Below are 15,287 nucleotides of genomic sequence, written 5' to 3' on the forward strand. Positions count from 1 at the left end.
ACCTTCACCAATCCCGTGGACGGCGAGCCTGCCACCTCGTTCTGCCGCTGGGCCCTGGAGCGCGGCAAACACGTGGTCACCACCAACAAAGGCCCCATCGCCCTGCACGGCGCCGAACTCAAGGCCCTGGCCCAACGCAACAACGTCGCCTTCGAATACGAAGGCTCGGTCATGAGCGGCACCCCGGTCATCCGCCTCGCCAAACAAGCCCTGGCCGGCAGCTCGATCAGTGGTTTCGAAGGCATCCTCAACGGCACCTCCAATTTCGTCCTCACCGCCATGGAAGGCGGCCTCGGATTCGCCGAAGCCGTCAGCCAGGCCCAAGCCCTGGGCTACGCCGAAGCCGACCCGACCGCCGACGTCGAAGGCCACGACGTCCGTCTCAAAGTGGTGATCCTCGCCAACGAACTGCTCGACGCCAAACTCACCGTCAACGACGTCAGTTGCAAAGGCATCTCCGCCCTCAGCCTCGACGACATCGAAAAAGCCCGCCGCGACGGTGCCCGCTGGAAACTCATCGGCGCCGCCACCCGCAATGCCGACGGCGCCATCAGCGCCAGCGTCGAACCGCGCCTGCTCAGCAACGACCACCCACTGGCGAGCATCAGCGGCGCCACCAACGCCGTGTCGTTCACCAGCGAACTGCTCGGCGCCGTCACCGTCTCCGGCCCGGGCGCAGGCCGCACCGAAACCGCCTTCGCGCTGCTGTCCGACATCATCCACATCCACCAATCGGCAACCCGCAAACAGGAGCACACCCTGTGAACGTATCGCGCCTGGCCCTGGCGGTCGTCGAACCGCACATCGAAGTCCTCAATCCGTTTGACGGCAGCGTCGTCGGCACCGTCGCCGACGTGTGCGCCTCAGAAGTCCCACACCTGCTCGAAACCGCACGCGACGGCGCAAAAGCCTGTGCCGCACTGCCGCGCCATCGCCGCGCCAGCATCCTCGAACACGCCGCACTCAACATCGAACGCGACGCCAAAACCTTCGCCCGACTCATCGTCGACGAAGCCGGCAAGACCCTCAAACAGGCGGAAAAAGAAGTCAAACGCTGCGTCAACACCCTCAAGCTCTCGGCCGAAGAAGCCAAGCGCAACGCCGGCGAAATCGTCCCGTTCGACGCCTACGAAGGCGCCGAATCGCGTCAGGGCTGGTTCACCCGCGAACCCCTGGGCCTGATCGTTGCCATCACCCCCTACAACGACCCGCTCAACCTCGTCGCCCACAAACTCGGCCCGGCCATCGCCGGCGGCAACGCGGTGATCCTCAAACCGTCCGAACTGGCCCCGTTGTCCGCCCTCAAACTGGTGTCGTACCTGGTCGCCGCCGGCCTCCCCGAAGCCATCGTCACCGTCGCCACCGGCGGCGCCGAACTGGGCAAAGCCTTGGTCGCCGCCCGCGACGTGCGGATGATCTCCTTCACCGGCGGCTTCGTCACCGGCGAACAAATCGCCCGCACCGCCGGCCTGAAAAAACTCGCCATGGACCTCGGCGGCAACGCCCCCGTCATCGTCATGGGCGACTGCAACCTTGACGCCGCCGTCGATAGTTGTGTCTCCGGTGCGTTCTGGGCTGCTGGGCAAAACTGCATTGGCACCCAACGGCTGCTCATCCACGCACCGATCTACGAAGCCTTCCGCGAACGCTTCGTCAACCAGGCCCAAGCCCTCGTCGTCGGCAACCCACTGCTCGCCAACACCGACATCGGCCCGATGATCACCCAACAAGCTGCACAGAACGCCGAGCAAGTGGTGAACGAAGCGCTGCAACAAGGCGCCACGTTGCTCTGCGGGCACCGGCGTCAGGGCAATTGTTATGCGGCTACTGTGTTGGAAAACGTCGATCATTCCAGCCGGCTCTGGTGCAACGAAGCGTTTGCGCCGGTGGTGGTGTTGCAGCCGTTCGAGACGTTTGATGAAGCGATTGCGTTGGCTAATGAGCCTGAGTACGCCCTTCACGCGGGGATTTTCACCAATGATTTATCCACGGCGATGAGCGCTGCGCGACGGATCGAGGCGGGGGGCGTGATGATCAATGACTCGTCGGATTTCCGGTTTGATGCGATGCCGTTTGGCGGTTCCAAGTACGGCAGCTTGGGCAGGGAAGGGGTGCGGTTTGCGTATGAGGAAATGACCCAGCCGAAGGTGGTTTGTTTGAATACGTTGGGGTGAGGGGCCAGTCAGTCCCGAGGAGTCGCTTTAGCTGTCATGTCGCTAAAACGCCGTTTTGACGACACGTTTTGTTCTCATGTCGTCGGTAGCGACATGAGGAGGGAACGTGTCGCAGAAATCGCAAAACGGCGACACGTTATCCTCTCTTGGCGGGGTGGTGCGGCGCGGTGTTTATTGGACGCTTGGAATCCAGGGCGCGACTGACGTTTTCTTGCGCCATTGCCTACAACTACGCCAGAATCCGCCGGCTTGTGCGTTTTGGGGGCCGTCGGTAGTTTGAGTCTTGTCACTGAGCATCAGTGATCGGGTTTCGCAGCCCGGACTCTATAGGCGCACAACGTCACCTTCGGAAGCAGATTGTCCTATGTCTGTTATTTCGTCAGAGGTGGCTGTGCGTGGGAGACCCCATGGGTCTGCCGGTCCCTAGAGTCCCGGTCTGCGAACCCGCGTACAGCTGCCACCCCAACTTCGTTTCGCAGCGAATGGTGGTAGCTCCAACAGACTCTAGGAGCTTTACCATGGCTAAAATTACACCAAACCCGCCAACGCCAGATGAGCATGTGTCACGCGCTCAGACTGCTCGTAACAAGAAGCTTGATGATGCTGCCACCCGGGCATTGGATTTTTATCTGAAGCCTACTCCGAAGAAAGAAACGTCTGACAACCCCAACAGCATTTTCCGTATTGCGCCGGATGTTGATTCGGAATGCTTGCTTGCTAGTCTCAGTGAGAACCTGGCTTCGGCGAATGCCATGATCAGTGATCTGGCGTTTGATCTGGATGGGTCGCGACGGCGTGTTGCGATGGGGATTTTGCAGGTGATTGAGGTGAGTGAACTGTTGGCGAATCGGGCTTTGGATATTGTTGAGGTGAGGTAACAAGGGCCCGCGCTTACCCCAGGTATGGAAAAAAGGTCCTGCACAGCAGGACCTTTTTTATGGTCAGAGCACTGAGTTATCGGGGATATAAGTTCAGTAGAGATGAGCAGCTCCCGTCGTGCGTTGTGGCATTAATTCGCTAGATGAACAAAGGGCGATTCTTCACTTTCCCCTGGGAGTATGATTTCAGATATCTTAATGACATCATTAAATTCACAGAACAAATCGACCCATCTAGCAAGGAAAGCTCGGCCATGGCCATAGATCTAAAAGACGACGACCAACTCAAGGCCGCCTGTGAAAGTGCTCTGCAGCAATACCGCCTTTCCGCAGGCCATGACGCGTGGGTCAATAAGCTCTCAAATTTCCTTCTCAGGGTTCGCAACACGGATCATCAGGAATTCATCACTGAAGCTTTCCAGAAAGAGCTGTGGGACAGCGAGGCAGTGTCGGCGACTGGCATGGGCCGAATCGATATCTCTGCTGTGGTCAAAGAACCTCTGGTCGTCGAATGTTTGTGGCGGTTGAAATCGCTGTCTCCCGACCTCGATCCTGTCCAGCAGGAGCAGTTGATCAATGACACTTGGTCCCAAGTGGCTGAGCTGGTGGAACCACTCGTCAAGCGTAATCCACGATTGAAGCGCTATCGTCTATTCGCTGCCCTGTGTCCTGAGTACTTCACAACCATTACGCATCACCGGAAGCTGCGCGAGTTGGCGGTCTCCATGGGCATTAGTCGCGGTGCTGAAAATCGATTAGCACTACATCGTCTGGTCAAACGGCGCGTTGATGCGGTATTGGGCGAGCCAGGGCCCATTTTCTCGCAGGGCTGGGTGGAGCGCATGACGCTCCCATGGCTACTCTACGTGTTACATGTACAGAATCAGGAGCTGGAAGCTACCGAGACCGCAGATCTGACGACGGGGGAAGAAAAGCTCAATCCTCTTCCCGCTGATCGTCGACGCCGCGGCATGCTTGCGATAGGTGGGTACGTTTCGACCATTCGAGCAATGATCGAGTTTGCGAGAGAGGGCTGTACTCGAGAAGACTTTCGCCAGCATATGTGCTCATTGAATCAAGCATTGGCGCCTGCCACGATTTCTACTCAGATGAATGCTCTAATCGCTGAGTGGGGGGTCTTGCGAGCAAATGGCGATAATCTTGTTTTGACTTCGAGAGGGGAAGGTTTTCTGGAGTCCGGAGACCCTGATGAAGTCTCCGACTGGCTTTTGACGCGAATACTGGGGCTCGACAATCTTCTATATGCTTTGAAGACAGCGCCGATGCCAACCAAAGCGGCCGTTGCTGAGTTGCAGAAAATCAACGCAAATTGGAAAAGCACCTTTGTGCCCAACAGCTTGATCAACTGGACACGGGCACTGCAATTGGTCGAGTTATCGAACGATAAAATGCTTCGTCTGACCGAGCGAGGAGAGAGCTGGGCTGCGCGTATTCACTGGGTCCCGGATGTGCTGGTGATCGCCGCTCCGTTGTCTACGGTTGCTGATGGCTCTGCTGGGAGTCTGGTTCTCGGCGGTTCGCTGGAACGCCCTCCACTCAAGCAAATCATCGCCAGTTTTGACGAAAACATCCGCTTTAAGGACGAGCTCATTGGTCAACTCGACGCAGGGTTGTGGGGACATCCCCGTCGACACTTTGCCGTGCTGACAGGCCTGAGTGGTGCGGGTAAAACACTGTTGGCGCGGGGTTATGCCCTTGGTATGCGCAGCAATGAAGATGACCCGAAAAGCGGGTTGCTCATTGTTCCGGTGCAACCAGGTTGGCACGATCCATCGTGTTTGTTGGGTTACGTTAATCCACTGGACAGCGATGCCTATGTACGTACGGGTTTCCTCGATTTTCTGCTTCAGGCCGGCGCAGACCCCGATCGACCCTACACGGTGGTGTTGGACGAAATGAACCTGTCCCATCCTGAGCAATATTTCTCGCCATTGCTCTCGGCTATGGAAACCGGCGACACCATCGAACTGCACGCCCAGGGGGGTGAAGTAAACGGCGTACCGCCGAACGTTCCCTATCCCAGCAACCTCGTCATCATTGGCACCGTCAACATGGACGAAACGACCCATGGCTTGAGCGACAAGGTGCTTGATCGTGCTGCCGTTATCGAGTTTTGGGACATCGATGTTGAGGCTTTTCCAGGTTGGAGAAACTGTGAACTGTCTGAGCAGCAAATCACCGTTGTACGGCAAACGCTCAAGGAACTCGTTCAGGCCCTACGTCCCGTGCGTCTGCACTTTGGTTGGCGCACGATCCGTGACGTGATTGGTTACGTCCAAGAGGCCGAGCGGGGAGGAGTGATCGAATTCAACGGCGCGTTGGACCAAGCGATTTACGCCAAAGTACTGCCCAAGCTCCGGGGAGAAGATAGTCCACGCATTAAGACTGCCTTCGGTTCGGTGAAGAAGGTATTGGAAAATGCCGACCTTAAAGCATCCACTCAAAAGGTTCATGAACTGCTTGATGACCTGCAGTATCTCGGATCCGCCCGGTTCTGGCGCTAACCATGGCGATTATCCGTTGTATCGACATGCATGGAGGTCATTTCGAAGTGACGCCCGATGATCTATCTCCGGGCTTTAGCGAGCTCGGCGACTACTTTTTTGTAGCGATACCCGAGCATCGATTTTACATCGACGACGTACCGCTCGCTGAGGTGCTCCATCAAGGCGCAGCTGTATGGGCATGGAGTCCCGGGTTTTACGCGGGCGAGGTTGTGGCCGAGCTGATCAGTCAGGATAAATTGATCGCCAGCTATCGCTTGGATGTTTCGCCTCACGCCACGAAGTTAGGGCGCGAGTCGTTCTCCCAAATGATTGACGAAATTCTCTCGTTCGACGCTAACCTCTTGTTTGGTACTGAGCACGCTCAAACGAAAATTGGCATCGACGGCAGCTCGACCAACCCGCATCTTCAATATTCGAGATTGCGGCAGTATGGGGCGCAGCTCATCACAGCCTGTACCCGCGTGACGGAAAAGCCGCTGACCCGCTTACGTCGCGAACGAACTCAGGCGAATGCCAACCACGTTAAACGGCTTGACCAACAAGCGATCCGCAAGGCATTGAGAGATCCAGCCGCTCTTTCTTTTTTGCATTCAAGCGCCGCACCATCCTGCGCGCCTGATCAGGTCCAGTTCGATATCTCCACGGTTTTTAATGACCTTGATCATCCGGCAAATCAAACCTTGGCGTGTACCCTGATCGAAGTCATGCGTCGTTGCCGACAAGTAAGTCTCGAATTTCAAGCGCAGCTAAACAAAAAGGATCGCGAATCCAGCACCCGATCTGCTTTAGCTCCCCGACTGGTTCGCAGGATCGAGTATCTAGAATCGTTGTATGGATCGTTGCGCCGTATCCAGCGTATGGAGCCGTTCCGGAGCCTCAAAAATAGCAGCCTGTCCGCAGCGGGACTGAACGCGGTATCAGCCCATCCGGTGTATGCGAGAGCCTACCGATTTGCCTGGTACACATTACGATCAGGATGGATGGGTGACACCAACGGCGAGAGTTTATGGATAAGCCCAACCTGGGAAATCTATGAGCGCTGGTGTTACGTGAAAATCGTTGAGCAAATGCGGCAGCGGTATCCACAGTTGGAGTGGGTTGGGGAATATCCCTCGCAGCGTGTCGATTGCATTCGGTGGATAGGAAAGGGCACTGATTTTGAAGTAAGCGTTTGGTTGCAGGTGCAGTGTTCCTCCTTTGGTGAAATGCCCTATAAGGGGTTTTCCAGCATTTCTAGGCAGCGATTTCCCGACATCGTAATTACTCTGGAGTCACCCGAGGCGAGCCGGTTTTTTATAGCTGATGCAAAGTATAGGGTCAGTAGGCAAGGAGTTCTGGAGGGGATGGAGTCCGCGCATATATACCGCGATAGCCTGCGATGGAACGGGCGTCGGCCGGACTGCGTGGTCTTGCTGGTGCCTAAGGGCGGCGGCGTTTCCGGAGTGGAATCTGATGACTATCGGCGTACAAATGGAGTGGGGGTGGTTGTTATGGGCTGTGGTGACGACGCTGTTGTTGTGGCGAATATATGGGATGAGTTGGGTAGCCCTCTGACTGCGACCATGGAATGAATAGCCCCGATGAGCGCTCAGATTGTACAACAACCTACTGCACAATTACCCGGTCGCTATCTCCGGCTTGAAACTACTGGACGTTAACCGCTTCAGCGCGATATCAAGCGCCTGATCATCGAACAGCTTGCTTTTACGAGCCGCAGCACCCGCTCCGCCATCCCAATGCTTCAAAGCCTCGCGCACGGCGGGAACAGTCGGGGAAATCCCATCTTGGCTCAGCAACCAATCAACCGTTGCCAACAACTCCATGCCGAATGGCGATTCAAAGCCATCGATCAACTCAGCGGTGCGCTCCAAGGCCTGGGCGTATTCCTTGGCTTCTGTTTGGAGATAGGTCTGTAGGAAAGCTTTGCGCCGTTCGTCAAACCAGATCACATCGCTGATACCCGCATCACTGATGCGCTTGTCGCAATGCAGATAGCTTCCGTCCAGATTGTTGAGCAGATGCTCCAGCCGGTTGGCATACGGCCCGTACTTATGAACTACAAACTGAAGATTCAGAGGGTTTTCGGTATCTGGCAGCTTTTCGATGGCGCGCTCAAGAAACCAAGCCAGCTTCTGAATCTCAAGCAGGCTGCATTCCATACCCAGAACCCAGTAGCGACGAACCAATTCGGCAATCAGTGCACGAGCAGGTGTGAGCTTCTCCACACCGTTGCGCTTAGCAACGTTCAAGTACTGGTTGGACGGCTCGAACACCAGCACATCGACATCCAGATCACTCAAGACCTCAATAATCTGCTCGCGAACCTCGGGCCATTTCAAACCACCGTTGCCAGCGCCTAGCGGTGGAACCGCCACGGACTTCACATGGTTTTCAATCAGGAAACGACGCAGGTCGTGCAGACCTTCGGTTATCCACGCCATCTGCGAAGGTGAGCGCCAGTGACGTTTGGTCGGGAAGTTCACAATCCAGCGTGGCCCTTCCAGTTCGTTGACCGCCGTTACGTGAACCTTGCCCGTCTCCACTTCGCCAGCCTCGCAGGCAGCCAAGTACAGACGGTAATTCTCCGTGAAGCGCTCCTTGCACATCAGCGCGATACCTTTACCCATCACGCCCACGGTATTCACCGCGTTGACGAGGGCTTCGGCTTTGGCTTCCAGAACGTTGCCTTGGGTAAAACGGATCATTGGAATTACCACCCTGGGTGCGCAAGAAAAGGCAACGCCAAGCCCCTTACGGCTACGTCCTGCTCTATGCGTATTTTCATTGCCTCGGTGTAGCACATGATGCCAAGGGGGCCTGTAATTGGCAGATTTAGTCGGTGAGGATAACCGAATTCCTGCTCGTTGACCCTTTTCCGCCTTTGTAGGGGCCGGCAGAGTGCCAATAACTGCGTTCAGGGTTAAGCACAGGCCTGTGCGTTGCCAGCTCGTGCAGGTAGACTTCAGCAGATTTAAAACGACTATGGAAAAGTAGAGTTGAGTTCAACCATCATGCGTACTGAGCCTTGGGTTACTGCCGAGCAGGTCTCGCTTCATTTGGGTGTGGCAAAGGACACGGTCTATCGTTGGAGGGAGCGGCGAGGCATGCCAGCCCATCGCATTGGTAGGCTCTGGAAATTCCAGCTCTCCGAGGTTGATGAATGGGTACGTACTGGTGGGGCGGATGACTCTACTGACACCGACGCGCAACACAATTAGCGTATTGATTAAGGAAGAACACCTAAATGGTTTTCAGCGAAGACTCGCGCGTCAAAATCCCCTGCATCCTGCATCTAGTTCGCTTGGGCTACAGCTATCTTTCTTTAAAGGGGGCTTCTTGGGATGAGCAAACTAATATTTTTCCAGCCCTTTTTTGCTCTTCACTTGCCAGGATCAACCCCGGTGTAGAAGCCAATGACATCGACCGTCTGTTAGCTGAAGTCAAGCTCTTGTTGGACAACGAAGATCTCGGCCAAGCTTTCTACGACAAGCTCACCGAGCGGTCTGGCGTTCGCTTGATTGACTTTGAAAATTTCGATAACAACAGCTTCCATGTTGTCACCGAGCTGCCCTGCCGAAATGGCGATGATGAGTTCCGGCCCGACATTACCCTGCTTATCAACGGAATGCCGCTGGCCTTCATCGAGGTCAAGAAGCCCAACAACCGCGAAGGCGTGTTGGCAGAGCGCAACCGCATTATCACGCGCTGCCGCAATCTGCGCTTCCGTCGCTTTATCAACATTACCCAGTTGATGGTCTTCTCCAACAACATGGAGTACGAAGATGGTTCGCCGCAGCCCATCGAAGGCGCCTTCTACGCCAGTCCTTCGTATGACTTGCCAATTTTCAACTACTTCCGTGAAGAAGAAACGCTGGATTTTGCTGAGCTGCTATCCGCTGAAGATGACGCTATTGAAAACGATGTGCTGCGTGACAACAACCTCAACGTCATCAAGCACAGCCCGGAGTTCCTCAGTAACAAGGATCTCAACGCACCGACCAATCGTATCTGTACTTCATTGTTCAGCCGCCAACGCTTGGCCTTTCTGCTGCGTTTTTCGATCGCTTACGTCAACGAGGCTGACGGTCTTCAAAAGCATGTCATGCGCTATCCGCAGCTTTTCGCCACTAAGGCGATTGAGAGGACGCTTAATGCCGGAGTGCATAAGGGCATCATTTGGCATACTCAGGGCAGTGGTAAAACCGCACTTGCCTATTACAACGCCCGCTTTCTGACGGACTACTTTCAGCGTCGGGGTATCATCCCGAAGTTTTATTTCATCGTTGACCGGCTCGATCTGCTTACTCAGGCCCAGCGCGAATTTTCTGGCCGAGGACTGATCGTTCACAGTATTGATAGCCGAGATGCCTTCGCCCGCGATATTAAGGCCACCCAGGTGTTGCACAATCACAGCGGCAGACCGGAAATCACTGTGGTCAACATCCAAAAGTTTCAGGATGATCCGGACGTGGTGCGTACCGAGGATTACGACGTCAGCATTCAGCGCGTCTATTTCCTTGATGAGGTACACCGCAGTTATAATCCGCAGGGCAGTTTTCTCGCTAACCTCAGCCAGTCAGACCGCAATGCCATCAAGATTGGTCTTACTGGCACCCCCTTGTTAGGTGACGATCGCAATTCTCGGGCCTTGTTCGGCGACTACATCCACAAGTATTACTACAACGCATCTATCGCGGATGGCTATACCCTGCGGCTGATCCGGGAAGAAATCGCAACGAACTACAAGCTCGTTCTCCAGGAAGCGCTGGCCGCCGTGGAGCTGCAACAGGGCGACATCGACCGTAAGCTCATCTATGCACACCCCAAATTTGTCGAACCCATGCTTGAGTACATCGTGCGTGATTTCGAAAAGAGCCGTGGGGCGCTAGCCGACGCCAGCATAGGCGGTATGGTGATCTGTGACAGCGCCGAACAGGCCCGGCAGATGTTTGAGATCTTTAATGCTGCTCACGCCAAGCCCAACCTCAACCTACAGGATTCCTCGCAGGCCCTGATCGCCGCCGCGAAGCCCAGCAGTTACGCTGCCCGCAGCCTGCTTAAGAACCGTGTCAAAAGCGCCGCACTGATCCTGCACGATGTGGGAAACAAGGAGGAGCGCAAACAATGGGTGGAAGACTTCAAGGCAGGCAAGATCGACCTGCTGTTCGTCTATAACATGTTGCTCACCGGTTTCGATGCCAAACGTCTGAAAAAGCTCTACCTTGGCCGGGTGATTCGTTCGCACAACCTGTTGCAGGCGCTTACCCGCGTCAACCGCACCTATAAAGATTTCCGCTATGGCTACGTGGTTGACTTTGCCGATATCCGCAAAGAATTTGACGCTACTAATAAAGCCTATTTCGACGAGTTGCAGGCCGAGCTAGGCGATGAGGTTGAACACTACTCAAATCTGTTCAAGTCAGCTGAAGAAATCGCCGAAGAAATCGAGGCGATCAAAGACATTCTATTTAGCTTCAACATCGAAAATGCCGAAGAATTTTCGCGGCAGATTACCCAAATCCAAGATCGCACCATGGTGCTGGCGCTCAAAAAGGCGCTGGCTGACGCCCGTAGTCTCTACAACCTGATTCGCCTGCAAGGTGACTACCCGCTCCTACAACAGCTTGATTTCCAGAAGCTCAACCAGCTCTACCGCGAAACCTGCAACCACCTTGACATGCTCAACCTGAAAGAAAGCATCGAATCCAGCACCGACACCAGCAATTTACTTAACGTGGCGCTGGAAGATGTGCTGTTTATGTTCACCAAAGTTCGTGAAGAAGAGTTGGTGTTGGCTGACAAGCTCAAGAACACTCTGCGCCAAACTCGCGAGGCCTTGGCCGACAACTTTGATCAGCAAGACCCCAAGTTCATTACTCTCAGGGAGGAGCTGGAGCGACTGTTCAAGAAAAAGAAACTCAACGAAGTCACTCAGGACGAAATGACTGCCAACATAGGCGCACTCAACGCGATTCATGATCAAGTCAAAGAGCTGAATCGGCAGAACAACCAGTTGCGCGCTAAATACCGGGGCGACGCCAAATACACCCGCATACACAAACGTCTGAATGAGCGTGGCGGTCTCACTCAAACCGAACGTCGTCTGTTTGAGGCGCTCTCCGGTGTCAAACAGCATGCCGATGAGCAGGTGCTACAGAACACCCAGCTAGTGAACAATGAAAGCTACTTCGAAGGGATGATGATGCCGCTGGTGATTGATGAGTTTCAAAATCGCCAGAAAATTCAGCTCACCCCAGACGCTTCTCGCACCATCAACCGGTTGGTGGTAGCCGAATACATCAATGAATTTGCCTCAGGCACTCGGATAGGAACACGTACGTGGTAACGCAAGAATTTGAGCAACGCACCCGCCAGCTGATCGATAGTCTCAAGGGCATCTGCGCTGCCTATGGCCTCGGCAACGATGGCAACGAATTCAAGATCATCACTCAGGTCTTTCTCTATAAGTTTCTCAACGATAAATTCACCTACGAAGCCAAGAAAATTCGCCCAGAGCTAGGTCAGGCCCTTACTTGGGAGAAGGCTATGGCAGCCCTTACCATTGATGAGTTGGACATGTTGCAGCTGCAGATGGGCCCGGATACGGCTCGTCTGAAGCCTGAGCACTTCCTGGCTCATCTGTTCGGTCGGCAGAATGCTCCCGAATTTGCCAAGCTGTTTGACGACACTCTGCAAGATATCGCTTATACCAATAACGATATCTTCGCAGTGAAAACCGATGGCGGCGAGAAGATCAGGCTTTTTGATCGGGTCAGCGAATTCATCGCCGATCCGTCCAAACGCGACAATTTTTGCCGTGCACTAATAAATAAATTGGTGGAGTTCAGCTTCGAGCGTATTTTTACCCAAAAGTACGACTTCTACGCCGCGCTTTTTGAATACCTGATCAAGGACTATAACAGCAATAGTGGCGGTAAATACGCCGAGTACTATACGCCACATTCCGTGGCTAAGATCATGGCAGCCATCCTGGTGCCGGAGCAGGTGCGTGGAAAAATAAAAAATGTAAGCTGCTACGACCCGTCTGCCGGTTCCGGCACCTTGTTGATGAATATCGCCCATGCTATCGGCGAGCAGCGTTGCAGCATCTATTCGCAAGATATTTCGCAAAAGTCATCTAGCTTGTTGCGACTAAACCTGATCCTCAACAACTTAGTGCACTCCATTCCTAATGTCATCCAGGGCAACACTATGCTTCACCCATACCATCGGGAAGAGGGGAAGACGCTTAAAAAATTCGATTATATCGTCAGCAATCCACCGTTTAAGATGGATTTCAGCGATTTTCGCAACGAACTGGATAGCAAGGAACATAGAGAGCGTTTTTTTGCTGGGGTACCGAATACTCCTAAGCAGGCCGTCGGCAAGATGGCCATTTACCAACTTTTTTTGCAGCATATTATTCATTCGCTAAAGCCTGGCGGTAAAGCGGCGGTGGTAGTACCTACTGGATTCACCAGTGCGCAAAGCGGTATTGACAAGGGAATCCGTCAGCATCTGGTAGATAACAGAATGCTGGCTGGTGTGGTCGCTATGCCCAGCAACATCTTCGCTACAACTGGCACCAATGTATCAATCCTGTTCATTGATGCCACAAATAAAGAAAATGTGGTTCTGATCGACGCCTCAGGCCTCGGTACTAAGGTCAAGGACGGCAAAAATCAGAAAACCCTTCTTTCCGATGCCGAGGAAGACCGGATCATTGCCACATTCAATAGCAAACAGGCCGAGGAAGATTTCGCCGTAGTGGTCAGCTATGCCGACATTGCCGCCAAGGACTACAGTCTCAGCGCCGGACAGTACTTCGAGGTGAAGATCGAATATAGCGAACTGACGCCCGTACAATTTACGGCAGAGATGCGAGGCTTCAGTGAAAGATTGAATAAGCTCTTCGACGAGTCGACTGGTCTCAAGGCAGATATAAATAAGCAGCTGGCAGGGTTGCGGTATGAGTAATGTGATCAAGACCAAAAAGGTATTTGCTGGCAAAACAGCCCCGTTGCGTGAGCTGTGTTTTTCAATAACCGACTGCCATCATTCAACTCCTGTCTGGAGTGAACGCGGAAAAATAGTTGTTAGAAGCTTCAACATAAGAAGCGGTAAGCTCGACCTGAGTAGCACCTCTTACACGGATGAGAAAACGTTTCAGGAGCGAACTTTACGGGCCAAGCCTGAAGGGGGAGATTTAATCATTACCCGGGAAGCGCCGATGGGTGAGGTGTGCATTATCCCCGACGGCTTAGAGTGCTGTCTTGGTCAACGGATGGTTCTAATAAAGCCGAATCCGGAGAAAATTACCAGTGAATATCTTCTTTATGCAATGCAGTCCGATTTTGTTCAAAGGCAAATAAATCAAAGCGATAAGACAGGCTCTATTGTTAGTAATTTGCGAATTCCCTTGCTAAAAGAACTTGAGATTCCCCTGGTTGATCAATCCGAAAAGATTGCCGTTGTCCTATCCACTATCGATGCCAAAATTGACTGTAATAACCATATTAATGCCGAGTTGGAGGCTATGGCCAAGACGCTTTACGGCTACTGGTTTATGCAGTTCGACTTTCCAGACTTCAACGGCAAACCCTACAAATCCTCCGGCGGTAAGATGGTCTATAACACCACGCTGAAACGGATTATTCCATGCGGGTGGTCAGATTCTAATATTCTGGCCGTTGCTGACCTGCTTGGTGGTGGCACGCCCACTAAAAAGAAGGCTGAGTACTGGGGGGGAGATATTCCATTCTTCACTCCAACTGATGCCGATGGGCAAAGCTTCAAATTCTCGACGGCAGACTACATAACTGATGAGGGTCTGAAAGGCAGTAGCACCAAGGTCTTTGGTAGACATACTATTTTCATCACTGCGCGCGGATCTGTAGGCAAGCTAGCACTGGCAGGTGTCGATATGGCAATGAATCAATCCTGCTACGCTCTGCGCGCCAAGCCTGGGATCAGTCACACATTTCTGTTCTTTCTTGCTAAAGAGTTGATCCATCACCTACAGGTTAAATCTTCCGGATCTGTTTTCGACTCTATCGTCTCGAATGATATTGAGCTGACTAAGCTAGCAATTCCAACGGAGGATGTCATCGAGAAGTTCGCAGCGGTAGTTGAGCCCGCGTTCGAGAAAATAGCCAGTAACATCCAAGAAAACCTGCAACTTACTCAGCTCCGCAACTGGCTGCTGCCGATGCTGATGAACGGCCAGGTAACGGTTGCTTAGTCGGATGTTGCGGTGTGGTGTGTTGTTCTAGTTGCATGGAGCAGGTGCTCAATACGAATCCATGGTCAAGATGATGCAGTTAAGCACTTGAGCATGAAACGGCAGATCATTTCTGTCATATAAAAAGTCGGGATGGCAGCGGCCAACCCGACGTTTGAGTGTGGTGCAAGGATGACGTTTTGTATCCGGCCCATGCACTCATAGCTTTCAAATATTAAAAAGCCGGCTTATGGCCGGCTTCTCGTTGACTGATTCAGCTCGTTTTTGACAAACCTTACCAGCCTTCAAAACGTACATCCGGCTCTTGCGGCCGGCTGTGGGACTTGGTCAGAAAGTGATCTGCCTTGTCGGTGCGAGGCGTGGGCTCGCAAATGTGGGGCGGAGGATACGCGGGTTTGCTTTGGAATCCCAGTGGTAAGTGGTGTGGAATCATTGGGTTAGGGGTGAGAGGGTTAAAGATCGCAGG

10 protein-coding genes and 1 pseudogene are annotated in these 15,287 nt (G+C 53.6%); 9 read left to right on the forward strand and 2 right to left on the reverse strand.

What is annotated here, in order from left to right; genetic code table 11:
* The 5 genes from OC610_RS09530 to OC610_RS09550 all read left to right on the forward strand — a co-directional run.
* Window positions 1–765: homoserine dehydrogenase (locus tag OC610_RS09530; protein ID WP_264427579.1), on the forward strand; the 765-nt coding region annotated here is incomplete at its 5' end.
* Entirely contained in the window at window positions 762–2,174 is a 1,413-nt protein-coding gene (locus tag OC610_RS09535) for an aldehyde dehydrogenase family protein (RefSeq protein ID WP_264427580.1), read from the forward strand. The genes OC610_RS09530 and OC610_RS09535, both read left to right, overlap by 4 nt.
* 518 nt (window positions 2,175–2,692) lie before the next feature.
* Window positions 2,693–3,052: a DUF6124 family protein gene (locus OC610_RS09540; RefSeq protein WP_264427581.1), complete on the forward strand. Its 360-nt coding sequence runs from the start codon at window positions 2,693–2,695 to the stop codon at window positions 3,050–3,052.
* A 254-nt stretch (window positions 3,053–3,306) separates the two neighbouring features.
* Window positions 3,307–5,577, forward strand: coding sequence for an McrB family protein (locus OC610_RS09545; protein WP_264427582.1), 2,271 nt, complete (start codon window positions 3,307–3,309; stop codon window positions 5,575–5,577).
* Window positions 5,578–5,579: 2 nt separating this feature from the next.
* Window positions 5,580–7,151, forward strand: a complete 1,572-nt coding sequence (locus tag OC610_RS09550; protein ID WP_264427583.1) for a DUF2357 domain-containing protein — start codon at window positions 5,580–5,582, stop codon at window positions 7,149–7,151.
* 45 nt (window positions 7,152–7,196) lie between these two features.
* On the opposite strand, the gene darG is transcribed toward OC610_RS09550, so the two are convergent.
* Both darG and OC610_RS09560 read right to left on the reverse strand, forming a co-directional pair.
* A complete protein-coding gene (darG, locus tag OC610_RS09555; protein WP_264427584.1) occupies window positions 7,197–8,285 on the reverse strand; it encodes a type II toxin-antitoxin system antitoxin DNA ADP-ribosyl glycohydrolase DarG in 1,089 nt (362 codons plus the stop codon).
* A gap of 5 nt (window positions 8,286–8,290) precedes the next feature.
* Window positions 8,291–8,413, reverse strand: a pseudogene (locus OC610_RS09560) (type II toxin-antitoxin system toxin DNA ADP-ribosyl transferase DarT); the annotation flags it as partial.
* A 178-nt stretch (window positions 8,414–8,591) separates the two neighbouring features.
* Between OC610_RS09560 and OC610_RS09565 the strand changes: the two are divergent.
* Genes OC610_RS09565 through OC610_RS09580 form a run of 4 tightly spaced genes read left to right on the forward strand, consistent with a single transcriptional unit; the run spans window position 8,592 to window position 14,821 of the window.
* Entirely contained in the window at window positions 8,592–8,798 is a 207-nt protein-coding gene (locus OC610_RS09565) for a helix-turn-helix domain-containing protein (RefSeq protein ID WP_264427588.1), read from the forward strand.
* Between the two features lie 26 nt (window positions 8,799–8,824).
* Window positions 8,825–11,926 (forward strand): type I restriction endonuclease subunit R, encoded by a 3,102-nt coding sequence (locus tag OC610_RS09570; protein WP_264427585.1) that lies wholly within the window; start codon window positions 8,825–8,827, stop codon window positions 11,924–11,926.
* The gene (locus tag OC610_RS09575; RefSeq protein WP_264427586.1) at window positions 11,920–13,557 is read left to right on the forward strand and encodes an HsdM family class I SAM-dependent methyltransferase; all 1,638 of its coding nucleotides are present in this window, start codon (window positions 11,920–11,922) and stop codon (window positions 13,555–13,557) included. The genes OC610_RS09570 and OC610_RS09575 overlap by 7 nt, the downstream gene beginning before the upstream one ends.
* Window positions 13,550–14,821, forward strand: coding sequence for a restriction endonuclease subunit S (locus OC610_RS09580; protein WP_264427587.1), 1,272 nt, complete (start codon window positions 13,550–13,552; stop codon window positions 14,819–14,821). Before OC610_RS09575 ends, OC610_RS09580 begins: the two co-directional genes overlap by 8 nt.
* Window positions 14,822–15,287: the final 466 nt, after the last annotated feature.

This window comes from Pseudomonas agronomica, from assembly GCF_025917275.1.
Lineage (GTDB): Bacteria > Pseudomonadota > Gammaproteobacteria > Pseudomonadales > Pseudomonadaceae > Aquipseudomonas > Aquipseudomonas agronomica.

Bases quoted from the DNA above. Each gene is read 5' to 3' on its own strand.
- OC610_RS09545 (WP_264427582.1), top strand. From the start codon at position 3,307: ATGGCCATAGATCTAAAAGACGACGACCAACTCAAGGCCGCCTGTGAA.
- OC610_RS09550 (WP_264427583.1), top strand. From the start codon at position 5,580: ATGGCGATTATCCGTTGTATCGACATGCATGGAGGTCATTTCGAAGTG.
- OC610_RS09580 (WP_264427587.1), top strand. From the start codon at position 13,550: ATGAGTAATGTGATCAAGACCAAAAAGGTATTTGCTGGCAAAACAGCC.
- OC610_RS09540 (WP_264427581.1), top strand. From the start codon at position 2,693: ATGGCTAAAATTACACCAAACCCGCCAACGCCAGATGAGCATGTGTCA.
- OC610_RS09570 (WP_264427585.1), top strand. From the start codon at position 8,825: ATGGTTTTCAGCGAAGACTCGCGCGTCAAAATCCCCTGCATCCTGCAT.
- darG (WP_264427584.1), bottom strand. From the start codon at position 8,285: ATGATCCGTTTTACCCAAGGCAACGTTCTGGAAGCCAAAGCCGAAGCC.
- OC610_RS09565 (WP_264427588.1), top strand. From the start codon at position 8,592: ATGCGTACTGAGCCTTGGGTTACTGCCGAGCAGGTCTCGCTTCATTTG.